The organism is Vibrio sp. FE10 (genome assembly GCF_030297155.1).
Lineage (GTDB): Bacteria > Pseudomonadota > Gammaproteobacteria > Enterobacterales > Vibrionaceae > Vibrio > Vibrio apostichopi.
Genome location: NZ_AP028067.1, coordinates 2,571,238 through 2,597,171, shown reverse-complemented (window position 1 = coordinate 2,597,171; position 25,934 = coordinate 2,571,238). Strand labels below are relative to the sequence as shown.

Here is a 25,934-nt window from a genome sequence, read left to right as displayed (position 1 = left end):
TTTGGGTGAGTAAAGTTTTTGGGGGTATTTCAGCTAGGTAAGACTAGTGGTATGATGAGTAAATTAGAACATAATAATTAAATTGGATTGAAGTGTAGATGGTCATTAAGGCGAAGAGCCCGGCAGGATTTGCAGAAAAGTATATCATTGAAAGTATTTGGAATGGCCGTTTCCCTCCAGGTTCTATCTTGCCCGCAGAGCGTGAGCTTTCTGAACTGATTGGTGTTACACGTACTACGCTTCGTGAAGTACTACAACGTCTTGCTCGTGATGGTTGGTTGACGATCCAACACGGTAAGCCAACTAAAGTTAACCAGTTTATGGAAACCTCAGGTCTTCATATTCTAGATACGTTAATGACGTTGGATGTTGATAACGCAAGTAAAATGGTCGAAGACTTGCTTGCTGCACGTACCAATATCAGTCCTATCTTTATGCGTTATGCATTCAAAGCAAATAAAGAAGCTTCTGAGCGTACGATTACTAACGTGATTGAATCTTGTGAAGCGTTACTTGCGGCACCAACATGGGATGAATTCCTAGAGTCTTCTCCGTATGCTGACAAGATCAAACAATCAGTGAAAGAAGACGTAGAAAAAGATGAAGTGAAGCGTCAGACGATCTTAGTCGCTAAAACGTTTAACTACTACGATTACATGCTTTTCCAACGTTTAGCATTCCATTCAGGTAACCAAATTTACGGCCTGATTTTTAACGGCGTTCGTAAGCTGTACGACCGTGTTGGCAGCTACTACTTCTCTAACCCGGAAGCTCGTCGTTTAGCCATGGAATTCTACAAAAACTTGTTTGTTATTTGTGAAAGCGGTGAGCGTGAGAACTTACCACTTGTGATCCGCAACTACGGTATCGCAAGCGCACAGATTTGGAACGAGATGAAAACAACGTTGCCAACTAACTTTACTGAAGATGACAGCTAAGTCTTTTCATTAAAGGATAGTTAGGTTGGTTTGCTTGTTAAGTAAACGACGTAAAGAAAATAAAAAAGCGGCGAGATAATCAAATTATCTCGCCGCTTTTTATTTATCGCTAGTTGGTAGAAGCTTATCAATAGACAGTAACTTACCTGTGGGCAATAACTTATCTATGAGTAGCGGCTTACCTATAAGTTGTAACTTACCCCCCAAACTCTTCTGAGTCTGGGCGGTTAGTAAATTGAACGCCATTTAAGTAATCACAAAGTAATTGGTCTTCACACACTTTGTAGTTTTTGTTTTCTGGCTTGCGGAAGTAAGCACCGATTTCGTATTTACTTAAGCTCACACCAACAACTTCTAGTACATCAAGCACATCTTCAGCTTTCATGTTTAGCGCGATACGCAGCTTCATGAAAATCATGTTGTTCGTTAGCGCAACTTCAGGTTTTGGTTGCTCACCTTCTTTCTTGCCACGCTTTAGGTTGATGAAACCATTTAGAAATACCGCTAACTCTTTGTCTTTCATCGTTGCGCATGACTTGTCGTTATCGTCTTTCAGCCAGTTAATCACTTTATCGTGAGCAACGGTAACGTCAGCTTGTTCAATAGCCTTGATGATTTGTGCATTTTTAAGGTTTAGTGCGTGTTGAATACGACGCAAGATTTCATTGTTAGTCACAGGGTAGTCCTAAAAAGGTATCTGGGAGTGAATATGGCTCCAATCAAATATATTGGATTTGATAAAGCACACTTTACTCTACATAGCATAGTTGAGGGCGACTCTAACAGAGAACGCTTGTTTTCCATAGATATAAAAAATCCCCACAACATGCCTGTTGTGGGGATTTTTAAGCGGCTAAACCGGCATTACATTACGCGCATACCTGGTTGAGCACCTTCGTGTGGTTCAAGGATCCACAAGTCACTGCCACCAGGGCCTGCAGCTAGGATCATGCCTTCAGACATACCAAACTTCATTTTACGAGGTTTAAGGTTTGCTACCATGACAGTTAGCTTGCCTTCTAGCTCTTCAGGTTTGTATGCTGACTTGATGCCAGAGAATACTTGGCGAGTCTCACCACCGATGTCCAATTGGAATTTCAGCAGCTTGTTCGCTTTTGGTACTTCTTCACAAGAGATGATACGAGCAATACGCATATCGACTGCTGCAAAGGCATCGAACTCAATCTCATCTGCGATTGGCTCTTTGTCTAGCTCAGTTTGGCTTGCTTGCTCTTTTTCCGCTTCTGCTTTTTCTTTTGCAGCTGCTTCAGCGGCTGCGTCTTCTTTAGAAGACTCGATCATTGCTTCCACTTTCTTCGGATCAATACGGCTAAATAGCGCCTTGAACTTAGTGATTTCGTGATCAGTTAGTGGAGTAGCAATCGCTTCCCACGTTAGCTCTTCGTTTAGGAAAGCTTCAGTGCGAGCGGCTAGCTCTGGCATTACGGGTTTCAGGTAAGCCATCAGTACGCGGAATAGGTTAATACCTACAGAAGAAACTTCTTGAAGCTCTTTCTCTTTACCTTCTTCTTTCGCAAGAACCCAAGGTGCTTTTTCGTCGATGTACTGGTTAGCTTTGTCAGCGAGTGCCGTTACTTCACGAATAGCGCGGCTAAACTCACGAGTTTCGTACAGTTGACCGATACGCTCAGCAGCTGCTACGAATTCGTTGTAAAGCTCTGGCTCTGCAAATTCAGCAGAAAGCTTGCCTTCGAAACGCTTAGTGATGAAGCCGGCGTTACGAGAAGCCAAGTTAACAATCTTGTTTACGACGTCAGCGTTTACACGTTGAGTGAAGTCTTCAAGGTTAAGGTCTAAATCATCGATACGGCTGTTTAGCTTAGCAGCGTAGTAGTAACGTAGACACTCAGGGTCTAGGTGGTTTAGGTACGTGCTTGCTTTGATGAATGTGCCTTTTGACTTAGACATCTTAGCGCCGTTTACGGTTACGTAGCCGTGCACGAATACGTTGTTTGGCTTGCGGAAACCAGAGCCTTCTAGCATTGCAGGCCAGAATAGAGAGTGGAAGTACACAATGTCTTTACCGATGAAGTGGTAAAGCTCAGTTGTGCTATCTTTCTTCCAGTATTCGTCGAAGTTTAGATCGTCACGCTTGTCACATAGGTTCTTGAAAGAAGCCATGTAGCCAACAGGCGCATCTAGCCATACGTAGAAGAACTTGTCTTTTTCGCCTGGGATTTCGAAGCCGAAGTAAGGCGCATCACGTGAGATATCCCACTGTTGCAGGCCAGACTCGAACCATTCCTGCATTTTGTTTGCAGTTTCATTCTGTAGAGAGCCAGAACGAGTCCACTCTTTAAGCATGCTTTCGAACTGAGGTAGGTCGAAGAAGAAGTGCTCTGAGTCTTTCATTACTGGAGTTGCGCCAGAAACTGCTGATTTAGGGTTAATCAGTTCAGTTGGGCTGTATGTCTCACCACAGTTATCACAGTTATCACCGTATTGGTCTTCTGACTTACACTTAGGGCAAGTACCTTTTACAAAACGGTCTGGAAGAAACATCTCTTTCTCAGGATCGAAAAGCTGAGAAATAGTACGGCTAGAGATGAAACCGTTCTTTTTAAGTTCTGAATAGATGTGAGAAGCCAGTTCACGGTTCTCTTCGCTATGTGTGCTGTGGTAGTTATCAAAGCTGATATCAAAGCCAGCGAAGTCTTTTTGGTGCTCTTCACTAACAGCAGCGATCATCTCTTCTGGCGTGATACCCATCTGTTGAGCTTTAAGCATAATTGGCGTGCCGTGAGCATCGTCAGCACAGATGAAGTTTACAGTGTTGCCACGCAGACGCTGGTATCGAACCCAGATATCAGCTTGGATATGCTCAAGCATATGGCCAAGGTGAATCGAGCCGTTAGCGTACGGAAGCGCACAAGTTACCAAAAGTTGTCTTGGATCAGTTGCCATACTTAATAATTCGCTTTTTTGATAGGTATAAATTTTGAGAGGTAATACTACTTTATAACGTGTGATACGCCAAGGTATCAGACAAAGGATTCCCCTAGTTTTTTAGGGGTTCAGTCTTCATCTCGTGGGTGATAGCATAAATAAAAAAAGGAGCCCCAATGCGTAACTTTACTTCTAAGCAAGATTTCTGTTCATGGTTGAATGAGTTCGAGTCACCAATCCTCATACCAGAGTGGGCGCTACACCAAAATATTGTCTCTGTTGATCCCTGTGGATCATTTGTTATTACCTTGCCTTTTGCTGCTAATCAGCTTGCTGTTGATCTTGAAGATTGGATTAATGCCCAGATTGAGCAAAAGCTAGTGAGTGCTTTCCAATTTGAAGTGAATGTGAAGCCGTCAGCGTTAGAAACTACGGTGGCTACCCCATTGAAAGGCGTGAAGAACATCATCGCCGTGACCTCTGCAAAGGGTGGGGTGGGCAAATCAACAACCTCCGTGAACCTTGCTCTGGCTCTATCTAAGTCTGGTTCAAAAGTCGGGTTGTTGGATGCGGATATCTACGGCCCATCTGTGCCTATGATGCTTGGTCAGCTAGACGCGAAACCAGAAGTACAGAATAACAAATGGATGATGCCAATCGAAGCTCATGGCATTTTTACTCACTCTATCGGTTACCTTGTGTCAAAAGACGATGCGGCAATCTGGCGCGGTCCAATGGCGGCTAAAGCATTAGGTCAACTCGTGAATGAAACCGTATGGCCAGAACTGGATTACCTTGTTATCGACATGCCACCGGGTACGGGTGATATTCAACTAACGCTTTCGCAGCAGATCCCAGTAACGGGCGCGGTAGTCGTGACAACACCTCAAGATTTGGCTTTAGCTGATGCACGCAAAGGCGTGGCGATGTTTGATAAAGTGAGTGTGCCAGTTGCAGGCTTAGTGGAAAACATGAGCTACCATATTTGTAGTCACTGTGGCGAAAAAGAACATATCTTCGGTGCTGGTGGCGCGGAAGCGATGTCGGAAGAATTCTTCCTTGATATTTTGGCGCAGATTCCACTGCATATTGATGTGCGAGAAGACATCGATGCGGGTTGCCCAACCGTTGTACGTCGTCCGGACAGCGAGCACACTCGTCACTACCTTGAGCTGGCTGAAAATGTTGCTGCGAAGATGTTCTGGACGGGAAAAGCCAGACCGGAAGCGATTAACTTTTCTATGGTTGATTAGAGCAGATAAGTTTTAAAGCCGTATAAATAACGTTTGGGTGAGATAAATAGCTTTTGTATTTGGCTAGATAGTCATTGGGTTTGTGCAAATAGTTGTACGCTAGTTATTCGAAAGCAAACGATTGTATTCATTTAATGTATAGAGAACATCAATTTGACTGCAATTAGCAAGAATGGCGACTAGAATCTATGTTGTTTAGCCCCTATAATCAGGCGGTTTATCTCTTCCCACCACCAAACCATATCGGGTGCAAAATTAATGTCTGATAATAATCAATGTGTCATCGTAGGTATCGCTGGCGCTTCAGCATCAGGAAAAAGTCTGATTGCTAGTACAATTTATAATGAGTTGCGCGAGAAAGTAGGCGACCATCAAATTGGTGTTATCACGGAAGATTGCTACTACAGCGACCAAAGCCACTTGAGTATGGAAGAGCGTGTTAAAACTAACTACGATCACCCAAATGCACTGGATCATGATCTATTATGTGAACACCTACAGCAGCTAATGAGTGGCAATGCGGTAGAAGTTCCTGAATACAGCTACACAGAGCACACACGTACTTCTGAAACGACTACACTTACACCTAAGAAAGTGATTATTTTAGAAGGTATTCTGCTACTAACGGATCCACGTCTACGTAAATTGATGCACGCAAGTGTGTTTATGGACACGCCGCTAGATATCTGTCTGTTACGACGTGTTAAGCGTGATGTAGAAGAACGTGGTCGTACAATGGATACGGTACTTAAGCAATATCAGCAAACAGTACGTCCAATGTTTATGCAGTTTATTGAGCCTTCAAAACAACATGCAGACATCATCGTTCCACGTGGTGGTAAAAACCGCATCGCGATTGATGTGCTAAAAGCGCACATTGCGAAGTTGTTGAAGTCTTAACTAAGAGAAATTTTTGCCTAAGTGATTAACTTAGCTTTATTTTTTACCGAATCAGTGGCACTTTTATAGTGCCACTTTCTTTTGGAATCTAAGCAAGGAATATGCGGATGAAGAAACTACTCATTTTCATAGCTGTACCAGTGTTTGTTGTCGTTGCAGCAATTCTGGCACTAGTGCTGTTAGTGAACCCTAACCAATTTAAGCCATTAATTGTCGAACAAGCCCAAAAACACACAGGCCTAGAGCTTGTGATAGAGGGCGATATCAGTTGGCAGTTCTTCCCATCTATTGGCTTTGAACTTGGTCAAACTGAACTACGTAATCCAGCAGGGTTTACTCAACCGAACCTATTTAAGGTTGATACCGTTGGCGTCGATGTTTCGGTTACTCCGCTATTTAGCAACCAACTAGAGATTGGTAACATCACTCTAGACGGTGCAGAATTCTATTTGGAAACGCTTAAAGATGGTCGCAAGAACATCGATGCGCTAACACAAGCGTCCGCGCCTCAAGAATCTGAACCTGCTGCAGATGCAAATGCTGAATCATCACCAGCGCCTCAAGAACAAAGCGCAGCTGAAGCATCTGGTTGGACGATCAACCTTGCGGGTGTCACTGTCTCAAACGCACTGTTTGAAATGGATGACAAACAAGCGGGTTCATTCACTAAGTTATACGATGTGTCTTTGAACTTATCAGAGTTCGCAGTGGACACATGGACAACTGCGACGTTTGCTGCTTCTGGTGAAAACAACCAACAAAAGTTTTCTGCTAACGGCAGCGCTGAATTCAAATTAGCGGAAGGCTTCGCAAGTTACGCACTACGTAATATTGACCTTAATGCGAAGTTCAATGATCCAGCAACGTCGATCGAGTCGGCGAAGATTGGCTTGAATACGTTTGAGTTCGATAAGGTTAACCAACTGACTTACGCTGTGATTGGTAAAGCTGCTGGCCTTGACCTTGATCTTAAAGGTGGTGGTGAGCTAACGGTTGATAGCGCGATTTCAAAAGTAACATTGAACAAGCTAACGTTAGACTCAACATTCAAAGGCGACACGCTTCCTCAGTCACCAATGAAAGTGGGTATGTTGTCTGACCTAAGCTTTGATCTAACTAAGAGCCACTTGAGCTTTGTGTTAGAGAAACTGCAAGCTAACTCTATCGCGCTAGATGGTAAAGCTGACGTAACCCTGTCTGAAATTCCAAAGGTTCGTTTCTCTCTTCATAGCCCGAACATCGACCTTGATGAGTTCTTAGGCCTAGGGAATACAACAGAAACGGCGAGCACGGCTCCTTCTGATTCTGCTGGTGGTTCAACGTCAAATTCAGGTAGCTCTGCACCTGCGAAAGAAGTAGAACCTGATCTGTCGGCATTGAAAACGTTAGACGTGAAAGGCGACATCACGATTGATAAGTTCAAGGCGAGCAATGCGAAAATGCAGAACGTGAAAACAGCGTTCTCTGTTAACCGTGGTATCGCAGAGCTAACATCATTCACATCGAACCTTTACCAAGGTTCCATTTCTGCTACCGCTAAGTTAGACGCTCGTAAAACACCAGCGACTTACACGGCTAAGAAAAAAATCAAAGGCGTGAAGGTTCAACCGCTACTGATTGATGTTGCGAACAACGACATGCTTGAAGGTACCGGTAATATCGATGTTAACGTGAAAGGTAAGAGCCTGACGCCAACTGGAATCAAGAAGAACCTAGTTGGAACAATCGCGATTAACTTTGAAGATGGCGCAGTGAATGGCATCAACGTCGCTCAACTGATTCGAGAAAACTACGCGAAGATTAAAGGCGAGAAAGTTGAAAGCACAAATGAAGCTCAAAAAACGGACTTCAGTGCAATGAAAGCGACGCTGAAGGTCGACAAAGGTTGGGTTTCAACGAACGACCTATCGGCACAGTCGCCACTGTTACGTGTGACTGGTCAAGGCAAAGCAAACTTCATCAATGAAACGGTCGACTTCCTAGTAAGAACATCAATTGTTGGTTCATTAGAAGGTCAGGGTGGTAAGAACATCGATGATCTGAAAGATGTGACGATTCCTATTAAGGTGACTGGCCAGTGGGCTGACCCGAAATTTGCGCTTGTTTTTGATGATGTGTTGAAACAAAAAGCACAGAAAGAGATCGATCGTGGCGTTAATAAGCTAACGGATAAGATCAAAGACGAGAAAACTAAAGAAGCGGTTGATGGTTTGTTGAAAGGTTTCTTTAACTAACCTTTACTTCTAGCTCGTATATAAAAGAAACGCCATTCCTGTTGTAGGAATGGCGCTTTTGTTTGGGATCTCTAGTTGAATGCGATTACCAGTCAACACCTTGCAGTGCTTTAACACCGGATTCGAAAGCGTGCTTCACGTTACGAACTTCAGATACCGTGTCCGCCATCTCTGTCAGAGTTCGATGCGCACCACGACCAGTAATGATCACCGATTGCATTTTCGGACGGTTGTTGAGAGCTTCTACCACTTCATCTAGCTCGATGTAGCCGTAACTCACCATGTAAGTCAGCTCATCAAACAGAATCACGTCAATGGACTCATCAGCCAGCATCCGCTTACATTCTTTCCAGATACGTTGTGCGGCTTCAATATCTTTTGTTTTGTCTTGGGTTTCCCATGTGAAGCCAGTTCCCATGACTTGGAATTCAACATCCAGCTTTTGGAGAACGTTTTTTTCGCCGTTATCCCAAGTTCCTTTAACAAACTGAGCGACAGCACACTTCTTACCGTGACCGACGGCACGAGTGATGGTGCCAAATCCAGATGTTGATTTACCTTTACCGTTACCAGTGATAACCAATAACAAGCCTTTCACTTCTTGCGCGGCTGCGATACGTGCATCGACTTGTTCTTTTACTTTTTGTTGCCTTGCTTTATGGCGTTGTTCTTTGTTGTCTTCAGTCGACATAACAAATCCTTTTAAGTTGTGATTGCACCTATCATAGCCTAACTTAACCATAGCAAAAACCATCGGAAGAACAGGTGATTACGAATGAAGAAGATACTCGTTGTTTGCATGGGTAATATTTGTCGCTCGCCAACAGGTGAAGCGGTATTAAGGAAGAAGGCGAATCAGCTAGAAGTGGATGTTATTGTCGATTCTGCAGGGACGATTGGCTTTCATCAAGGCAACCCACCAGACTCTCGTTCAAAGTCTGCAGGTGAGAAACGTGGTTATAGCTTCAAAGGTATTACGTCACGCAAAGTCGTGATGAATGACTTTGAAGAGTTTGATCTAATACTCGCGGCTGATAAGGCGAACTTGGATGATTTAATGAGCCAGTGCCCGGCTTATCTGCAATACAAGATTGCGTTGTTTTTGAGTTTTGGAGAGTCGCAGTATCAAGAGATACCCGATCCGTATTATGGCGAAGGGAATGGTTTTGAGTTGGTGTTGGATTTAATTGAAGAGTCTAGCGAAGCGATATTACGCTCTATTTAACACCGAAGCTAGTTCCGTGTTTCCGCAATAACTATAAACGACGGGTATAAAAAAGGCCGACATTCAATGTCGGCCTTTCTAAATCTAACGATAAGTGATGGCTAAAATTACTTAGACATTACTTTGTAGATTGGGTCTTCTGCAACGTTCGCTTCAACTAGGCTACCCGCTTTGTGCAGCATAGCAACACAGTCTTGGCTTAGGTGACGAAGGTGAAGAGTTTTGCCCAGAGCAGCGTAACGATCGGCAATCGTGTCGATTGCTTCAATTGCTGAGTGGTCAGTAACGCGTGAGTTTGCAAAATCAACGATAACATCTTGTGGATCGTTGTATGAGTCAAACAACTCAAGGAAGTTAGCGGTTGAACCAAAGAAGATTGGACCGTTAACTTTGTACTCTTTTGAGCCTTCAGCGTTTACTGATGTGTCTGCGTAGATGTGCTTAGCATGTTGCCATGCAAACATTAGTGCAGAAGCAACAACACCCACACCAACTGCTACCGCTAGGTCTGTTAGTACTGTAACTACAGTTACAAGGACGATAACGAAGAAGTCTTGCTTAGGAACACGACGAGCCAGTTTGAAGGTTGCCCATTCAAACGTACCGATAACAACCATAAACATAACACCCACTAGCGCTGCTAGAGGAATCATTTCGATAAGCGCAGAGCCGAACAGGATGAACATCAGTAGTGCAACTGCAGCTACGATACCTGAAAGACGACCACGACCACCTGAGTTTACGTTGATCATCGATTGACCGATCATCGCACAACCACCCATCGCGCCAAATACTGAACACGTTACGTTAGCCATACCTTGACCCACACATTCACGGTTAGATTGACCACGAGTGTTTGTCATTTCGTCTAGTACCGTTAGTGTCAGTAGAGACTCAATCAAGCCGATAGCCGCAAGGATAATTGCGTATGGCAGGATGATTTGTAGCGTCTCGAAAGAAACCGGAACAGCAGGAATAGAGAACGTTGGCAAAGAGCCTGCAAGTGTTGCAGCTTCGTCACCAGACATAGTGCGTAGGAAATCAACAACAGTGCGAGTTTCAAGATCAAGGCCTACAACCAAAGCCGTTACCGTAACAATAGCAACCAGTGAAGATGGTACTGCTGTTGTTAGTTTAGGCAGGAAGTGGATGATACCCATAGTTAGTGCAACTAAGCCTAGCATCAGTGTCATTTGACCACTTGGTAGCCAAGTTAATGCACCTGTTACGTCTGGTGCTTTAAATTGTCCAAGCTGTGCTAAGAAGATAACGATCGCTAAACCGTTCACGAAACCAATCATTACTGGGTGCGGAACGATACGGATGAATTTACCTAGCTTGAATACACCCGCTGCAATTTGCAGAAGGCCAGCCATCATAACTGCGGCAAAGAGGTATTGAACGCCGTGGGTTGCTACTAGGCTCACCATTACTACAGCCATTGCGCCAGTTGCACCAGAAATCATACCTGGACGACCGCCGAAGACAGAAGTGATTAAACCTACGATGAATGCTGCGTAAAGACCAACCATTGGGTCAACGCCTGCAACAAAGGCGAATGCTACGGCTTCAGGTACCAGAGCTAGGGCTACTGTTAGACCTGAAAGCACATCATTTTTTACAGAGTGCTTTGAAAATTGTGGGAATTCGAACATGTTTGCTCAGCTATGCTTAAAATGGGTTTACCGACAAGAGTGTATTGCGTAGCCAAACAGTGATGAAAAAGAGCGGCAATAGCTAAGTGTCGAAAATATAAGTGCGCGAATGCTACCCAAAAATGTGATTAAGTTCAAGGTTGAACCCCATTTTGAGTAATATATCTATTATAACCAATCGGAACTGTGGATATAAAAAAAGGGCGACTTATGAATAAGTCGCCCTTAGATAGTTCTTTGCAGATTACTCTGCGAAGCTCATTAGTATTGAGGTTTAGTCATGCCAGCGCCGGCTTTATTTGACGCTGCTTGGCTACCTGCACCTTTCGATACAAAACGCTCAGTACGGAATGGAGCAGCAACAACTTGAATCTCTTTGATCTCTTGAGGACCAGGAGCTTTAGTCATTGGAGAACCCGCTTGTTTCTTCGCTTCTACTGCCTTCGGTGCTGCTTTAGGAGCTTGTGCTTTTACCACAGGAGCTTCTTCTGCTTTTGCACTTTCAGCTTTAGGCGCTTCAACCGCTTTTGCTGGTTCAACAACAGCTTCAGTTTCAACAGGCGCTTCAGTTTCAACAATTGTCTCTGCTACAACGTCTTCAGCTTTAACTGTCTCAACAGGAGCTTCAACTACTGATGTTGTAACTACTGGAGCTTCTTCAACTACCGCAGGAGCTTCAGTAACCTGAGCTTCAACGACAGTTTCAGCTTCTTCACGGCAGATAATGACTTTACCCATCGCAAGTTCAGGACATGCAAAGCCGCCTGCCATAGCAGTGTTACTTTGCGGTGCCGTCTCTTGAGCTACGTTTTGCTCTTGTACAGCAACTTGAGTTTCAACTGCTACTTCAACTTCAGCCACTTCAGGTTTTGTCTGATTGTGGTGAGGTTTTGGAATGAAGCGAGGCATCACTTTACCCATAGCCATCTCTGGAGAAGCTACACCACCTTTACGCAGGCGGAATGGGTTAGGGCGACGATCACGACCGCGACGACGACGTTGACCACTTGCACGTAGGTGACGTGGCGAACGGCGGTTACGACGTTGCTTCGGCTCTTCCTGTTCAGTTTGCTCTGCGTCTACTTGAGTTGCTTCAACTTGTTCAGCAACCTTCTGTTCTTGAGCTACAGCTTGTTCGTGGTTTGCTGTTTGTGCCTTTTGCTCTTTTGAAGCGTTATCGGCATTGTTGTCAGCTTCTGCTTGAGCTAGTTGGTCTTTAACACGAACTTGCTTATTCAGTTTACGACGCTGGCGACGCTCTTTAATCTTCACAGCTTTTGCTTCAGGCTTCGCCTTCGGCGCTTCAGGTTTATCAGCTTGCGCTTCTGCTGCTAGCTGTAGACCTTCTTCTGCTAATTTAGATGGAGCTTGCTCTTCACGTAGCTTCTGCTCTTCACGTGGCTTATTGCGACGATCTTGCTTAGGCTTACGTGGTTGACGAGTTTGCTGTGGAGCTGCTTCTTTTTGCTCTTCAGGTTTCTCATCACGTGCAGGCTTACGACGGCGTTTGTTGTCGCGGTTTTCGTTACGATTGTCACCACGCTCGCTGCGCTCATTACGTTCACCGCGCTCACCACGTTGGTTACGACGGCGGTTGTCGTTACGATCACGGCGTTGACGGTTGCCGTTGTTGCGATTGTTCTTAGGCTTTTCTTCTTCTTTCTTCTCTTCTTCTTTCTTCTCTTCTTGAGTTGAAGATCCAAATAAGAAGCTACCGATAGCTTTGAAGAAACGACCAATTAGACCTGGTTCTTGCGTTGCTGCAGCTGGTTCAACTTTCTTCTCTTCAACAGCTTTAGGGGCTGGAGCAGGAGTCGGTGCTGATTGAGCTGGAGCCGCGAAACCTTTCAGAGCTGGCTCTTCGATCTTCTTAGGACGAATAGTCTGTTCTGCTGGTTCTTTGCTTTCTGCTTCTTTTAGAGCTTCTAGCTTGTTAGGAAGTAGGTAAGACAGTAGATCGAACTCTTCACCTTCACGTACACGGATAACCTCAAAATGTGGCGTTTCCATGTCAGAGTTAGGAACAACAGTGATCTTAACTTCTTGGTTCTTCTCGATGTGGTTTACTGAGCGACGTTTCTCGTTCAATAGGTAAGAAGCGATAGGAACAGGGACTACAGCAAGAACTTGCGCAGTGTTGTCTTTTAGAGCTTCTTCTTCGATCAGACGTAGAACAGATAGTGCTAGAGATTCGTTATCACGAACAACACCAGTACCTGTACAACGAGGACAAATGTGATGGCTTGCTTCTGCTAGTGATGGACTCAAACGTTGACGAGACATCTCTAGAAGACCAAAGCGAGAAATACGACCAATCTGAACACGTGCGCGATCTAAACGAACAGCATCACGTAGACGGCTTTCTACTTCGCGTTGGTGGCGAACCGGAGTCATATCGATAAAGTCGATAACAACAAGACCACCTAGGTCACGTAGACGTAATTGACGTGCAATTTCATCGGCTGCTTCTAGGTTAGTGTTAAGTGCTGTTTCTTCGATATCGCCGCCCTTTGTTGCACGAGCAGAGTTGATATCGATAGAAGTCAGAGCTTCTGTTGGGTCGATTACGATAGAACCACCAGATGGAAGACGAACTTCACGTTGGAAAGCAGATTCGATCTGGCTTTCAATCTGGTAATGGCTGAATAGTGGCACTTCACCATCGTATTTCTTAACGCGATTCATGAAATCTGGGCGTATTAATTGAATGTGCGCTTGTGCACGTTCAAAAATAGTATTGCTGTCGATTAGAATCTCGCCAATATCACGACGTAGATAGTCACGAATCGCGCGAACGATAACGTTACTTTCTTGGTGAATAAGGAAAGGAGCTGCATTTGAATCAGAAGCTTGCTTGATAGCGCCCCAGTGATTCAATAGAACGTTCAAGTCCCACTCTAGCTCTTCTGCACTTTTGCCAACACCCGCTGTACGCACGATTAAGCCCATGCCTTGAGGTAGCTCAAGAGTGCTTAATGCTGCTTTCAGTTGAGTGCGTTCATCACCTTCGATACGACGAGAAATACCGCCAGCACGAGGGTTATTAGGCATAAGAACTAAGTAACTACCAGCCAAAGAGATGAAAGTTGTCAGTGCAGCGCCTTTGCTACCACGTTCTTCTTTCTCAACTTGTACGATTACTTCTTGCCCTTCTCTTAGCACTTCTTTAATGCTAGGACGGCCTTGGTATGTATAACCTTCAGGGAAGTATTCGCGGGCAATTTCTTTAAGAGGGAGGAAACCGTGACGTTCTGCGCCGTAATCAACAAATGCCGCTTCTAGGCTTGGTTCAATACGGGTAATACGTCCTTTGTAGATATTCGCTTTCTTTGACTCGTGACCTGGACTTTCGATATCTAGATCGAACAGTCGCTGGCCATCAACCAAAGCGACACGCAACTCTTCTTTTTGAGTTGCGTTAATTAACATTCTTTTCATTTAGAAATTCTCATTGTCTTTTCTTATTTTCATCATTGTTCTTATCGCTTTATTCGTTTCTCATGGTGCCAGATCCCATGGCTTTATCGGTGCAGCCTCCCGGCTGGAGAGGGATGCTCTGGGGCACGTCAGTCATCATAGGAAGTTAGCCTATGATCCGCGATGTGGCGGTGAATACTCAACATGAGCGTACGTGAGTAGAGCGATAAGGAACTCAGTTGACCGTGTCTTACGCCGATTGCAGCACTGTCTAATCTGAGTTATCTACTCATTTACTTGCTTATGAATGGTTAGCTGTTTAAATAATAGTCAAACCACTGATAGCAGCTGTGAACTATAGCAGCGGTCGGTAAACACAGCAATCTGCTTTGTCGGAATGCGGTAAAAAAAACAGTTTTTGTTTGGGTTTTGATAGCTCTAACTCACTGTCTATAAATAATTTATCAATTGATATTTTAATTTGCAGGAATCTTGATGCTTTTTTGTTCGAAGAATCAAAGAAATATAGGACTTCAGTCGCTATTTAGGGAGGATTCCGTGAGGATTAAGGATAAATTAGTACGGAATAGTGCTAAGAAAACCTCAATTATCAAAAGTGACAGTGATACAATAGCCACATGAGCGAAATTAGAACCCAAGTCCAGTTCGTCGACATTGACGAAGATATGGCTGGTCAGCGTATTGATAACTTCTTACGCAACCAATTAAAAAACATCCCGAAAAGCATGATTTATCGAATCGTGCGTAAAGGCGAAGTCCGCGTAAATAAAAAACGCATCAAGGCTGAATACAAACTAAAAGCAGGTGATTTAGTTCGTATCCCGCCAGTCACTATTGAAGAGAAAACAGAAGACAGTGTGCCAAGCACGAAACTCAATAAGGTTTCGGAATTGGAACAGTGCATCATCTATGAAGATGATCACATGCTGATTCTGAATAAACCATCAGGCACTGCGGTTCACGGTGGCAGTGGACTTAAGTTCGGCGCAATTGAAGCGTTAAGAGCACTTCGTCCTGATGCGCGTTTTCTTGAACTTGTGCATCGTATTGATAGAGATACGTCAGGTATTCTACTTATCGCGAAGAAACGTTCTGCGCTAAGACACCTTCAAGCACAGTTCCGCGAGAAAACCGTACAGAAGTACTATTTTGCTTTGGTGATGGGTGAGTGGAAGAACAGCTGTAAGGTTGTCAATGCTCCACTACTGAAGAACGAAGTGAATAGCATTGTTCGTGTTAATCCAAACGGCAAAGCTTCAGAGACGCGTTTTAAGGTTTTAGAAAAGTTCCAAGACGCAACTTTGGTTCAGGCAAGTCCAATTACGGGTCGTACGCACCAAATTCGTGTGCATGCTCAATACACTGGCCACCCAATTGCTTGGGATGACCGCTACGGTGATCGTCGTTTCGATGCTTATACGGGTAAAGTAGGACTGAATCGTCTGTTCTTACATGCAGCCAACATTAAGTTTACCCACCCGGGTAGCGAACAGAAGATGGATATCTCGGCGCCAATGGAAGCAAGATTAGAAAAAGCACTGACTGGCTTACGTAAGCTTTAACTTTAAGATGATACGAGATACGAAAGAGATACTCTTTTAGGATTTAGTATCCGTTATCCGCAAATGATAAAGGTTGACGACTATCGTCAACCTTTTTTGTTTTCATATCTTGTAAAAGATCCCCAACTCGCTCGTTCCTCGCTCTTGAGGATGACGACTTTTTAAAGTCAGGTTCTACATCATGAGTTGATGGATAATGTAGCTATCTTCGTCACTCCCTAGACTGACGAAGGAGTAGGGAACCTACAACAGAGAGAGTACCCGCTACAGAACACTCATTCCTTGCGCTTCTAACATATCAACCAGATCGATCAGAGGTAAGCCGATCAGCGTGTTTGGGTCTTTACCTTCCATTTGTTTAAATAATGCAATACCTAACCCCTCGCACATAAAACTGCCAGCGCAATAATAAGGCTGCTCTTTCTCAACATAGGAAATGATCTGTTGCTCTGTTAAATCGCGGAAATGCACGACAAAGGTATCTAAGCGAGTATCGGCTTGATTGGTTTCGCTGTTCCATACGGTTATCCCTGTATAGAAAGTGATGCTCTTGCCGCTTTGGCGTGACAGTTGCTCAATCGCTTTTTCACGAGTATGTGGTTTACCAATGATCTCCCCGTCAATGACGCATACTTGATCGGAGCCGATCACTAAGCTTGGTTTTTCAACCGCACAAGATTTGGCTTTTGTCTCGGCAAGACGCATTACCAATTGTTGAGGTGTCTCGTCTGGAAGAGGGGTTTCATCACAGTCTGGCTTGGCTGTAACGAAGCTTAACTGTAGTTTTTTGAGGATCTCTTGCCTAAATGGTGAGGTAGAGGCTAAAACTAGTTGGTAATTTCTCATTTTAATTTACAATTCACGGAAGCATTTATCTCAGGATAACGTAACTTGTCCTGCTATTCATAATGCTCTGAATAGGAAAGGCAGGAAAGTACATTTTTTTTGCCATTTCCTTTGACTAAACATGATTTGGAAGATAAGATTCGCGCCCTATGCAAAAGGAAAAAATACCGCGTACAGTAGATCCGGCACGAACGGCTCAAAAACGACTTGATATGGATGGTATCATCCAAGTAAGTCTTTTGAAGCGTTTAACCGAAACAACTGAAGGCGTAAAACGTGACGCGCAAGTCTCAATGTCATTTGGGCTTGATGAACAACGATTAGTCGTTATCTCTGGTAAAGCTAACGTCGAAGTCGATTTAGAGTGTCAACGTTGTAATGAGGTTTTCGCACATGAGTGCGATGTCCAATTTACTTATACTCCTGTTTACAGCGAGAAAAGTGAAGAGGAAGCACCGGAAGAGTACGATTTGGTAGATCTGAACGAGTACGGTGAGTTAGACCTGATTCAATTAGTTGAAGACGAGTTCATCCTTGGATTGCCACAAATAGCAATGCACGACGATGCGAAATGTAGCGTTAACTCAAATAACTTGGTGTTTGGTGAACTTCCTGAAGAAATTGAGGAAGATAAAAAGCCGAATCCATTTGATGTTTTAAAAAACTTAAAGAAGTAACTTATTAACGAGTAACTATTTTTAAGAATTTACATAGGAGTAGGGTCAATGGCCGTACAAAAGAGCAAGAAATCACGTTCAATGCGTGGCATGCGTCGTTCACACGATGCGCTAACTACAGCTGCACTTTCTGTAGACGCAACTTCAGGTGAAACTCACCTACGTCACAACGTGACTGCCGAAGGTTTCTACCGCGGCAAAAAGGTTATCAACAAGTAAGGTTGACCTTTGCAAAATCTAACCGTTGCGCTTGATGCAATGGGCGGGGACTTCGGTCCTCGTGTAACAGTGCCTGCCGCCGTGCAGGCACTGTCGTATTTCCCAGAGCTAAAAGTCATTCTCATAGGTGATCGAAACGCGATCACATCTCAATTATCTTCATTAGGTCGAATGCCTGATTCTCGTTTGAGTATCCAGCATTGTGATCGAGTTATTTCCAATTCTGAAAAACCTTCACTAGCCTTACGTAATAGTCAGGGTAGTTCTATGCGTGCCGCTATTGATCTTGTTGCCGAATCACAGGCTGATGCTTGTGTGAGTGGTGGTAACACTGGCGCACTGATGGCTTTGTCCCGTTTCCGACTCAAACTCCTTCCTGGTATTGATAGGCCTGCATTGGTTTCAGCCTTGCCTACAGCGTCAGGGAATCGTACATGGATGCTTGATTTAGGGGCAAACGTGTCTAGTGATGCAGATTCACTCTTTCAGTTTGCCGTGATGGGTAGCGCATTAGCGGAACAACATTTAGATCGCGCTCCACGTGTCGCAATCTTGAATATCGGCGCAGAAGAAATTAAAGGCAACGACCTTGTAAAACGATGCGCGGAAATGTTGTCGAATACTCAGTCTGTGAACTTCATAGGCTATATTGAAGGTAACCAGCTACTTCAAGATGCTGCTGATGTCGTCGTATGTGATGGTTTTGTGGGCAATGTCTGCTTAAAAACGTGCGAAGGTACAGCTCAGCTCTTTATTGATAAGCTAAAAACGCGCATGATGGCTTCAACAATAAAGGGTTGGATAGCCAGAATGCTGTTTTCTGAGCTATTTACTGAATTAAAAACCTTGAACCCCGACCAGTATAACGGCGCAAGTTTGTTAGGATTGCGCGGCATTGTCATTAAAAGTCATGGAAGTGCTGATGTATCTGCAGTCGTCAACGCGATTGGTGAAGCAGTACACGAGGTCAAACGACAAGTCCCCAGCCGCATTAGCGATCGTTTGGAAGCGGTTTTACTCGAGAGGCATTATTAGTCTTCATGTATAGCAAAATTTTAGGTACTGGCAGCTACTTGCCATCTCAGGTGCGTACTAACGCAGACTTAGAGAAAATGGTAGAGACTAGCGATGAGTGGATCGTAGCTAGAACAGGTATTAAAGAGCGTCGTATTTCAGCGGAAAACGAAACCGTTGCGGATATGGCGTTTTACGCTGCTGAGAATGCCATTGAAATGGCGGGTATCGACAAAGAAGATATCGACTTAATCATTGTTGCTACAACCAGCAGTAGCCATACATTCCCATCTTCTGCATGTCAGGTACAAGGTAAGCTTGGTATTAAAGGCTGCCCTGCATTCGACTTAGCTGCAGCATGTTCAGGCTTTGTATATGCATTGTCTGTTGCTGACCAGCATATCAAAACGGGCATGTGTAAGAACGTTTTGGTGATTGGTGCTGATGCATTATCAAAAACCTGTGATCCGACTGACCGCTCTACTATCATCTTATTTGGTGATGCAGCAGGCGCGGTGGTTGTAGGCGCAAGCGAAGAGCCAGGTATTTTGTCGACTCACATTTACTCTGATGGTAAATACGGTGAACTTCTAAGCTTAGAAGTACCAGAGCGTGGCGGTGATGCAGATAAATGGCTACACATGGCGGGCAACGAAGTATTCAAAGTGGCGGTAACTCAGCTTTCTAAGCTAGTTAAAGACACATTAGCGGCGAATAACATGGATAAGTCAGAGCTTGATTGGTTAGTTCCACACCAAGCCAACTACCGTATTATTTCAGCAACCGCTAAAAAGCTGACAATGTCGCTTGATCAAGTGGTGATTACCCTTGATAAGCACGGCAATACGTCAGCAGCTACCGTACCGACAGCACTCGATGAGGCTGTTCGTGATGGGCGAATTAAACGTGGTCAAACGCTTCTTCTCGAAGCCTTTGGCGGCGGCTTCACTTGGGGTTCTGCGTTAGTTAAATTCTAACCTCAAGCGATAATCAACAAACAAGGCACATAACTTATGTGCCTTATTCAATTTTTTGCTTTGCTTAAAGGAAAATTACAATGAGCAAATTTGCTATCGTATTCCCAGGCCAAGGCTCTCAAGCTATCGGTATGCTTGCTGACCTAGGCGAACAGTATGATGTTGTTAAAAAGACATTTGCTGAAGCTTCAGAAGCACTTGGTTACGATCTATGGGCATTGGTTCAAGATGGTCCAGTAGAAAATCTAAATGAAACTTTCCGTACTCAACCGGCTCTACTAACAGCGTCTGTTGCAATCTGGCGTGTATGGCAAGAGCTTGGTCTAGAGCAACCTGCAAACCTAGCAGGCCACAGCCTAGGCGAATACTCTGCACTAGTGTGTGCGGGTGTTATCGACTTTAAAGAAGCGATCAAGCTAGTTGAGCTACGTGGTCAACTGATGCAAGAAGCGGTTCCTGCGGGCGTGGGTGCAATGTACGCAATCATCGGTCTAGATGATGAAGCGATTGCTAAAGCGTGTGAAGAAGCGGCACAAGACGAAGTTGTGTCTCCAGTTAACTTCAATTCACCTGGCCAAGTTGTTATCGCGGGTAACAAAGCGGCAGTAGAGCGTGCTGGTGCACTATGTAAAGAAGCAGGCGCTAAACGTGCTCTTCCGTTACCAGTATCTGTGCCGTCTCACTGTGCTCTTATGAAGCCTGCAGCAGACAAGCTAGCGGTTGCTCTAGAAGCTCTAGAGTTCAACGCACCGGCACTGCCTGTTATCAATAACGTCGATGTTATTGCTGAAACAGACCCTGCAAAAATCAAGAGCGCACTTGTTCGTCAGCTATACAGCCCAGTTCGTTGGACTGAAGGTGTACAAGCGATGAACGAGCAAGGCGTTGAAAAGCTACTAGAATTAGGCCCAGGTAAGGTTCTTACTGGTCTAACAAAACGTATTGTTAAAACTATGACAGCTGCTGCAGTTAATGACACTGCATCACTAGACGCTGCTAAGTAAATAACCAATTAATAGAGAAGTTATGATGAATTTAGAAGGCAAAGTTGCACTAGTTACAGGCGCAAGCCGTGGTATCGGTCGTGCAATCGCTGAACTTTTAGTTGAGCGTGGTGCTAAAGTTATCGGTACTGCTACGTCTGAAGGCGGCGCTGCTGCAATCAGCGAGTACCTTGGCGAGAACGGTAAAGGTCTTGCTCTTAACGTAACTGACGTTGACTCAATTACTGCTACACTGAAGACCATCAACGATGAATTTGGTGCGATCGACATTCTAGTTAACAACGCAGGTATCACTCGTGATAACCTACTTATGCGTATGAAAGACGACGAATGGAATGACATCATCGATACTAACTTAACGCCTATCTTCCGCATGTCTAAAGCTGTATTGCGTGGCATGATGAAGAAGCGTCAAGGTCGTATTGTAAACGTTGGTTCTGTAGTAGGTACTATGGGTAACGCTGGTCAAGCTAACTACGCAGCTGCAAAAGCTGGCGTGATTGGTTTTACTAAATCAATGGCTCGTGAAGTTGCATCTCGTGGCGTTACAGTGAACACTGTTGCTCCAGGTTTCATCGAAACTGATATGACTAAAGCGCTAAATGATGACCAACGTGCAGCAACTTTGGCGAATGTACCAGCAGGTCGACTAGGTGACCCTCGCGAAATCGCTGAAGCTGTGGTATTTTTGGCGTCACCTGCGGCAGCTTATATCACAGGTGAAACACTTCACGTCAATGGCGGTATGTACATGGTGTAAATTATGTGCAACATTTGTGCATGATTTAAGTCAAGATCATACGTAATTTCGGTTAAAATCGTGAAAATTGTGGTTTGACCAGAAAAGTTGACCTTGCAACTTTCAATAGATTGAATAAACTACGGAAAACATCGCATAAAGCGAACTCTGTAAAGGAAAAGAAAAAATGAGCAACCTCGAAGAACGCGTAAAGAAAATCATTGTTGAACAGCTAGGTGTAGACGAAGCTGAAGTTAAAAACGAAGCTTCTTTCGTTGATGACCTAGGTGCAGATTCTCTAGACACAGTTGAGCTAGTAATGGCTCTAGAAGAAGAATTCGACACTGAAATCCCAGATGACGAAGCTGAGAAAATTACTACTGTTCAAGCTGCTATCGATTACGTAACTAGCGCTCAGTAATAATCTCTCCCAGGCGGTCACCTTGACCGCCTGTGTTTTATCTAACTCATCTATCCTCATCTTAAATCACCTCAATCCCCGGAGTGTAATATCGTGTCCAAGCGTCGTGTAGTTGTCACTGGCATGGGTATGTTGTCGCCGGTAGGCAACACTGTAGAATCTTCTTGGAAAGCCCTGCTAGCTGGTCAAAGTGGTATCGTTAATATCGACCATTTTGATGCAACCAATTTCTCAACTCGTTTTGCAGGTCTAGTTAAAGACTTTAACTGCGAAGAGTATATGACTAAAAAAGATGCTCGTAAGATGGACTTGTTCATCCAGTACGGCGTCGCAGCAGGTATTCAAGCTTTAGATGATTCAGCCCTAACTATTACTGAAGAAAACGCCCCTCGTGTTGGCGTTGCTATCGGTTCTGGTATTGGTGGTCTTGGTTTGATCGAAGCAGGTCACCAAGCTCTAACTGAAAAAGGCCCTCGTAAAATCAGTCCGTTCTTCGTTCCATCGACGATCGTGAATATGATTGCGGGTCATATGTCTATCATGCGTGGTCTACGCGGTCCAAACATCGCGATCTCTACGGCATGTACGACTGGCCTACATAACATTGGTCACGCGGCTCGTATGATTGCATACGGCGATGCTGACGCAATGCTAGCGGGTGGTGCTGAAAAAGCATCGACACCACTAGGTATGGGCGGTTTTGGTGCGGCTAAAGCACTGTCTACTCGTAACGATGAGCCTCAAAAAGCTTCTCGTCCATGGGACAAAGGTCGTGACGGCTTCGTTCTTGGTGACGGTGCAGGCATGATGGTTCTTGAAGAGTACGAACATGCGAAAGCTCGTGGCGCTAAGATTTACTGTGAGCTAGTTGGCTTCGGTATGTCGGGTGACGCTTACCATATGACATCTCCAAGTGAAGATGGCTCTGGTGGCGCGCTAGCGATGGAAGCGGCTATGCGTGATGCTGGCGTGACTGGTGAGCAAATCGGTTATGTTAACGCACACGGTACATCGACTCCTGCGGGTGATGTAGCTGAAGTTAAGGGTATTAAACGTGCTCTTGGCGAAGCAGGCTGTAAGCAAGTATTGGTTTCTTCTACGAAATCAATGACTGGCCACCTTCTAGGTGCTGCTGGTTCTGCTGAAGCGATCATCACAGCGATGTCTTTGGTTGACCAGATTGTCCCACCGACAATCAACCTAGATGATCCTGAAGAAGGCTTAGATATTGACTTAGTACCTCATACCGCGCGTAAAGTTAGCGGCATGGAATATGCTGCATGTAACTCATTCGGTTTTGGTGGTACAAACGGCTGTTTGATCTTCAAAAAGATTTAATCATCTTATTAAAGACATAAACACTCGTAGATAGTCACAATTAGACTTGTTTTTAAACGGCTTGATGCTTTAGCATTGAGCCGTTTCTTTTTATGGGGAAAAACATGTTTTGGGTTGATGGAGAAAGCCAACAAACTATCGATATCTTGGATCGCTCGTTTCAGTACGGAGACGGCTGTTTCACAACAATGCTTGTCCGAGATGGCCAGATTCAACATTTTCACGATCATCAGCGTCGTGTCGATGATTGCCTTAAAGCGTTACGCATTTCCGCACTTGATTGGGATGTGGTTAACCTTTGGCTCGATAATGCGCTTCAACATGTCCAAGATAACGATCTTCATAATGAAAAATCAGGGATCAAGCTGCACGTTAGCCGTGGGGCAGGCGGTCGTGGCTACAGTACCAAGAATATCGCCAAGCCAACGGTAACCATCAGTACATTTGATTATCCAAGTCATTATTCAGCGTGGCAAGATTCTGGTATCGAACTCGGCATCTGCCAACAAGCATTAGGTTTGAGCCCACTATTGGCCGGTCATAAGCACAATAATCGCCTCGAGCAAATCTTGATGAAAGATGAAATGGATCAGGCCGACGAAGTTGATGGTGTGGTTCTTGATATCTCAGGTAATGTGATTGAAACCACCATGGCTAATCTGTTTTGGCGCAAAGGGCAGACGATTCACACTCCTCAACTGACGCAAAGTGGCGTTGCTGGGGTTATGCGTAAGCAAGTGTTAACCGCACTGAATCAAGCTGAACTTTCCGTTACTATTAGTGACTACTGCTTATCTCAACTCATGCAAGCTGATGAGGTTTTCATGACCAACTCTATTTTAGGGATTGCCCCCGTTACCCGTATTAGTGATACCCAATTTACGATTGGGGCCGTTACTCGTAGCCTTCAAGGACAACTAAACTCGTGATCAAAAAGTTATTTATTTTTATTATCTTGTGCCTAATTGCAGCCGGTGCTGCTGGGTTTTACGTTTACAACCAAGCGCAAGATAACCTGAAACAAGTTATTCAATTAGAAAAACCACAAGTTGTTACTGTTGCTTCAGGCAGCAGCTTTAACCGCGTTCTCGCACAGCTGATTAATGACGGCCTGTTTGAGGCTTCTCCTTACGAGAAATTAATCCGTAAGCTACACCCTGAGTTGGTTGACGTAAAAGCAGGCACATTCCTGCTTGAGCCTGGTTCAACCCTCGAGCAAGCGCTACAAGTGCTGGTCGAAGGGAAAGAGCACCAATTCACGATTACTTTCGTAGAAGGCAGCCGTTTTGATGAGTGGCTTGTTCAGCTAAAAGATAACGAATTCATTCAACAGACGTTGGACGGTGTGACTGAAACAGAGATCGCTGAAAAGTTGGGTATTGAAAATGAAAAGCTTGAAGGTCTTTTCTTAGCGGAAACGTATCACTACACCTATGGCACAACGGATTTAGATTTGTTGAAACGCGCCCACCGAGATCTAATGAACGTGGTGAATGATGAGTGGGAAAACAGAGCCGATAAACTGCCTCTTAAGTCGCCTTATGAAGCTCTGATTCTTGCGTCTATCATTGAGAAAGAGACTGCTGTCGCTTCTGAGCGTGAGCGTGTGTCTTCTGTGTTCGTTAACCGCTTGAACAAGCGTATGCGTCTGCAAACTGACCCAACGGTTATCTACGGCATGGGCGATAGCTACAAAGGCAATATTCGTAAAAAAGATCTACGCACGCCAACGCCTTACAACACCTATACGATGAGTGGTTTACCACCGACGCCGATTGCAATGGCGGGTAAAGCGTCTATCAACGCGGCTCTGAATCCAGAGAAGAGCAACTACCTGTATTTTGTAGCGAGTGGAACGGGCGGTCACGTATTTTCAAAGAGTTTGACTGAGCATAACCGTGCAGTCAGAGCTTACTTAAAGCAATTAAGAAAAAACAAATAAAGAAAGAATTATGAATCAGTCGAAATTTATCGTGGTTGAAGGCCTTGAAGGTGCTGGCAAAAGTACAGCAATCAATGCCATCGTTGAGACATTGAAAGCCGCTGGTGTCGCGGACATCGTTAATACTCGTGAACCCGGTGGTACCGTGCTTGCCGAGAAGATGCGCTCATTGGTCAAAGAAGAACACGAAGGCGAGAAGCTTCAAGACATGACGGAATTGCTGCTGATGTACGCAGCGCGTGTTCAATTAGTAGAAAACGTCATCAAGCCTGCACTAGACAGTGGTAAATGGGTGTTGGGTGACCGTCATGACATGTCATCTCAAGCTTATCAAGGTGGTGGTCGTCAGATCGCACGCACTACGATGGAATCACTGAAAGAAACCACGCTAGGCGGTTTTAAGCCAGATCTAACTCTATACTTGGATTTGGACCCTAGAGTAGGGCTTGAACGCGCTAGAGGCCGTGGTGAGCTCGATAGAATCGAAAAGATGGATATCTCATTCTTCGATCGTACGCGTGAACGTTACCTTGAGATTGCAGCACAAGACGACACGGTTCTAGTGGTTAATGCACAGCAAGAGATTGAGCAAGTGGCTGCTGATATTAAAGTCGCGCTAGGTGCTTGGCTCGATAAACAGTAGGT

General features: G+C 44.6%; 23 protein-coding genes. 17 read left to right on the top strand and 6 right to left on the bottom strand.

Annotated elements, in window-relative coordinates; translation table 11 throughout:
• The first annotated feature begins 98 nt into the window (after positions 1 to 98).
• Positions 99 to 938 (top strand): fatty acid metabolism transcriptional regulator FadR, encoded by an 840-nt coding sequence (gene fadR / locus QUF19_RS11505; RefSeq protein ID WP_286293625.1) that lies wholly within the window; start codon positions 99 to 101, stop codon positions 936 to 938.
• Positions 939 to 1,134: 196 nt separating this feature from the next.
• Here the strand turns inward: fadR and QUF19_RS11500 are convergent, their stop codons facing one another.
• Both QUF19_RS11500 and metG read right to left on the bottom strand, forming a co-directional pair.
• Positions 1,135 to 1,614 (bottom strand): YehS family protein, encoded by a 480-nt coding sequence (locus QUF19_RS11500; protein WP_286293621.1) that lies wholly within the window; start codon positions 1,612 to 1,614, stop codon positions 1,135 to 1,137.
• 188 nt (positions 1,615 to 1,802) lie between these two features.
• Positions 1,803 to 3,863 (bottom strand): methionine--tRNA ligase, encoded by a 2,061-nt coding sequence (metG, locus tag QUF19_RS11495; RefSeq protein ID WP_286293618.1) that lies wholly within the window; start codon positions 3,861 to 3,863, stop codon positions 1,803 to 1,805.
• A 158-nt stretch (positions 3,864 to 4,021) separates the two neighbouring features.
• Between metG and apbC the strand changes: the two genes are divergently transcribed.
• The 3 genes from apbC (at position 4,022) to QUF19_RS11480 (ending at position 8,232) form a co-directional block, all read left to right on the top strand.
• Complete coding sequence (gene apbC / locus QUF19_RS11490) at positions 4,022 to 5,098, top strand: iron-sulfur cluster carrier protein ApbC (protein ID WP_286293616.1); 1,077 nt, start codon at positions 4,022 to 4,024, stop codon at positions 5,096 to 5,098.
• A gap of 258 nt (positions 5,099 to 5,356) precedes the next feature.
• Complete coding sequence (gene udk / locus QUF19_RS11485; protein ID WP_102437004.1) at positions 5,357 to 5,998, top strand: uridine kinase; 642 nt, start codon at positions 5,357 to 5,359, stop codon at positions 5,996 to 5,998.
• Positions 5,999 to 6,105: 107 nt separating this feature from the next.
• Positions 6,106 to 8,232, top strand: a complete 2,127-nt coding sequence (locus QUF19_RS11480) for an AsmA family protein (protein ID WP_286293614.1) — start codon at positions 6,106 to 6,108, stop codon at positions 8,230 to 8,232.
• A gap of 85 nt (positions 8,233 to 8,317) precedes the next feature.
• Here QUF19_RS11480 and cobO read toward each other — a convergent pair whose 3' ends face one another.
• On the bottom strand, positions 8,318 to 8,923 hold the full coding sequence (cobO, locus tag QUF19_RS11475; protein WP_102437008.1) for a cob(I)yrinic acid a,c-diamide adenosyltransferase: 606 nt from the start codon (positions 8,921 to 8,923) through the stop codon (positions 8,318 to 8,320).
• Between the two features lie 84 nt (positions 8,924 to 9,007).
• Here cobO and QUF19_RS11470 point away from each other — a divergent pair, with 84 nt between their 5' ends.
• The gene (locus QUF19_RS11470) at positions 9,008 to 9,457 is read left to right on the top strand and encodes a low molecular weight protein-tyrosine-phosphatase (protein ID WP_286293611.1); all 450 of its coding nucleotides are present in this window, start codon (positions 9,008 to 9,010) and stop codon (positions 9,455 to 9,457) included.
• A gap of 107 nt (positions 9,458 to 9,564) precedes the next feature.
• Here QUF19_RS11470 and QUF19_RS11465 read toward each other — a convergent pair whose 3' ends face one another.
• On the bottom strand, positions 9,565 to 11,112 hold the full coding sequence (locus QUF19_RS11465; protein ID WP_286293609.1) for a SulP family inorganic anion transporter: 1,548 nt from the start codon (positions 11,110 to 11,112) through the stop codon (positions 9,565 to 9,567).
• 261 nt (positions 11,113 to 11,373) lie between these two features.
• A complete protein-coding gene (rne, locus tag QUF19_RS11460) occupies positions 11,374 to 14,550 on the bottom strand; it encodes a ribonuclease E (RefSeq protein WP_286293606.1) in 3,177 nt (1,058 codons plus the stop codon).
• A 617-nt stretch (positions 14,551 to 15,167) separates the two neighbouring features.
• Here rne and rluC point away from each other — a divergent pair.
• The gene (gene rluC / locus QUF19_RS11455) at positions 15,168 to 16,112 is read left to right on the top strand and encodes a 23S rRNA pseudouridine(955/2504/2580) synthase RluC (protein WP_286293604.1); all 945 of its coding nucleotides are present in this window, start codon (positions 15,168 to 15,170) and stop codon (positions 16,110 to 16,112) included.
• Positions 16,113 to 16,376: 264 nt separating this feature from the next.
• Here rluC and QUF19_RS11450 read toward each other — a convergent pair whose 3' ends face one another.
• Positions 16,377 to 16,958, bottom strand: a complete 582-nt coding sequence (locus QUF19_RS11450; protein WP_286293601.1) for a Maf family protein — start codon at positions 16,956 to 16,958, stop codon at positions 16,377 to 16,379.
• 149 nt (positions 16,959 to 17,107) lie between these two features.
• Between QUF19_RS11450 and yceD the strand changes: the two genes are divergently transcribed.
• The 11 genes from yceD (at position 17,108) to tmk (ending at position 25,932) form a co-directional block, all read left to right on the top strand.
• Entirely contained in the window at positions 17,108 to 17,635 is a 528-nt protein-coding gene (yceD, locus tag QUF19_RS11445) for a 23S rRNA accumulation protein YceD (protein ID WP_004733994.1), read from the top strand.
• Positions 17,636 to 17,683: 48 nt separating this feature from the next.
• Positions 17,684 to 17,854: a 50S ribosomal protein L32 gene (gene rpmF / locus QUF19_RS11440; protein ID WP_004737376.1), complete on the top strand. Its 171-nt coding sequence runs from the start codon at positions 17,684 to 17,686 to the stop codon at positions 17,852 to 17,854.
• A gap of 9 nt (positions 17,855 to 17,863) precedes the next feature.
• The gene (gene plsX, locus QUF19_RS11435; protein ID WP_102437016.1) at positions 17,864 to 18,889 is read left to right on the top strand and encodes a phosphate acyltransferase PlsX; all 1,026 of its coding nucleotides are present in this window, start codon (positions 17,864 to 17,866) and stop codon (positions 18,887 to 18,889) included.
• A gap of 5 nt (positions 18,890 to 18,894) precedes the next feature.
• Positions 18,895 to 19,845, top strand: a complete 951-nt coding sequence (locus QUF19_RS11430) for a beta-ketoacyl-ACP synthase III (protein ID WP_010437276.1) — start codon at positions 18,895 to 18,897, stop codon at positions 19,843 to 19,845.
• 80 nt (positions 19,846 to 19,925) lie between these two features.
• Entirely contained in the window at positions 19,926 to 20,849 is a 924-nt protein-coding gene (gene fabD, locus QUF19_RS11425; protein WP_017107284.1) for an ACP S-malonyltransferase, read from the top strand.
• Positions 20,850 to 20,874: 25 nt separating this feature from the next.
• Positions 20,875 to 21,609: a 3-oxoacyl-ACP reductase FabG gene (gene fabG, locus QUF19_RS11420; RefSeq protein WP_029223568.1), complete on the top strand. Its 735-nt coding sequence runs from the start codon at positions 20,875 to 20,877 to the stop codon at positions 21,607 to 21,609.
• A 166-nt stretch (positions 21,610 to 21,775) separates the two neighbouring features.
• Positions 21,776 to 22,009, top strand: coding sequence for an acyl carrier protein (gene acpP / locus QUF19_RS11415; RefSeq protein WP_012603569.1), 234 nt, complete (start codon positions 21,776 to 21,778; stop codon positions 22,007 to 22,009).
• A 93-nt stretch (positions 22,010 to 22,102) separates the two neighbouring features.
• Complete coding sequence (gene fabF, locus QUF19_RS11410; RefSeq protein ID WP_017107282.1) at positions 22,103 to 23,347, top strand: beta-ketoacyl-ACP synthase II; 1,245 nt, start codon at positions 22,103 to 22,105, stop codon at positions 23,345 to 23,347.
• A gap of 104 nt (positions 23,348 to 23,451) precedes the next feature.
• Positions 23,452 to 24,276, top strand: a complete 825-nt coding sequence (gene pabC, locus QUF19_RS11405; protein WP_286293471.1) for an aminodeoxychorismate lyase — start codon at positions 23,452 to 23,454, stop codon at positions 24,274 to 24,276.
• Positions 24,273 to 25,289 carry an endolytic transglycosylase MltG gene (mltG, locus tag QUF19_RS11400; protein WP_286293469.1) on the top strand — a complete coding sequence of 339 codons (1,017 nt, stop codon included), beginning with the start codon at positions 24,273 to 24,275 and terminating at the stop codon, positions 25,287 to 25,289. Before pabC ends, mltG begins: the two co-directional genes overlap by 4 nt.
• Positions 25,290 to 25,299: 10 nt before the next feature.
• Positions 25,300 to 25,932, top strand: coding sequence for a dTMP kinase (tmk, locus tag QUF19_RS11395; protein ID WP_286293467.1), 633 nt, complete (start codon positions 25,300 to 25,302; stop codon positions 25,930 to 25,932).
• Positions 25,933 to 25,934 lie beyond the last annotated feature (2 nt).

What these genes read in the sequence shown, in the direction of transcription:
- cobO (WP_102437008.1), bottom strand. Translation starts at nt 8,923, where the DNA reads ATGTCGACTGAAGACAACAAAGAACAACGCCATAAAGCAAGGCAACAA.
- fabD (WP_017107284.1), top strand. Translation starts at nt 19,926, where the DNA reads ATGAGCAAATTTGCTATCGTATTCCCAGGCCAAGGCTCTCAAGCTATC.
- acpP (WP_012603569.1), top strand. Translation starts at nt 21,776, where the DNA reads ATGAGCAACCTCGAAGAACGCGTAAAGAAAATCATTGTTGAACAGCTA.
- rluC (WP_286293604.1), top strand. Translation starts at nt 15,168, where the DNA reads ATGAGCGAAATTAGAACCCAAGTCCAGTTCGTCGACATTGACGAAGAT.
- pabC (WP_286293471.1), top strand. Translation starts at nt 23,452, where the DNA reads ATGTTTTGGGTTGATGGAGAAAGCCAACAAACTATCGATATCTTGGAT.
- rpmF (WP_004737376.1), top strand. Translation starts at nt 17,684, where the DNA reads ATGGCCGTACAAAAGAGCAAGAAATCACGTTCAATGCGTGGCATGCGT.
- rne (WP_286293606.1), bottom strand. Translation starts at nt 14,550, where the DNA reads ATGAAAAGAATGTTAATTAACGCAACTCAAAAAGAAGAGTTGCGTGTC.
- tmk (WP_286293467.1), top strand. Translation starts at nt 25,300, where the DNA reads ATGAATCAGTCGAAATTTATCGTGGTTGAAGGCCTTGAAGGTGCTGGC.
- fadR (WP_286293625.1), top strand. Translation starts at nt 99, where the DNA reads ATGGTCATTAAGGCGAAGAGCCCGGCAGGATTTGCAGAAAAGTATATC.
- QUF19_RS11465 (WP_286293609.1), bottom strand. Translation starts at nt 11,112, where the DNA reads ATGTTCGAATTCCCACAATTTTCAAAGCACTCTGTAAAAAATGATGTG.
- apbC (WP_286293616.1), top strand. Translation starts at nt 4,022, where the DNA reads ATGCGTAACTTTACTTCTAAGCAAGATTTCTGTTCATGGTTGAATGAG.
- QUF19_RS11430 (WP_010437276.1), top strand. Translation starts at nt 18,895, where the DNA reads ATGTATAGCAAAATTTTAGGTACTGGCAGCTACTTGCCATCTCAGGTG.
- yceD (WP_004733994.1), top strand. Translation starts at nt 17,108, where the DNA reads ATGCAAAAGGAAAAAATACCGCGTACAGTAGATCCGGCACGAACGGCT.
- fabG (WP_029223568.1), top strand. Translation starts at nt 20,875, where the DNA reads ATGAATTTAGAAGGCAAAGTTGCACTAGTTACAGGCGCAAGCCGTGGT.
- QUF19_RS11450 (WP_286293601.1), bottom strand. Translation starts at nt 16,958, where the DNA reads ATGAGAAATTACCAACTAGTTTTAGCCTCTACCTCACCATTTAGGCAA.
- QUF19_RS11480 (WP_286293614.1), top strand. Translation starts at nt 6,106, where the DNA reads ATGAAGAAACTACTCATTTTCATAGCTGTACCAGTGTTTGTTGTCGTT.
- metG (WP_286293618.1), bottom strand. Translation starts at nt 3,863, where the DNA reads ATGGCAACTGATCCAAGACAACTTTTGGTAACTTGTGCGCTTCCGTAC.
- udk (WP_102437004.1), top strand. Translation starts at nt 5,357, where the DNA reads ATGTCTGATAATAATCAATGTGTCATCGTAGGTATCGCTGGCGCTTCA.
- QUF19_RS11470 (WP_286293611.1), top strand. Translation starts at nt 9,008, where the DNA reads ATGAAGAAGATACTCGTTGTTTGCATGGGTAATATTTGTCGCTCGCCA.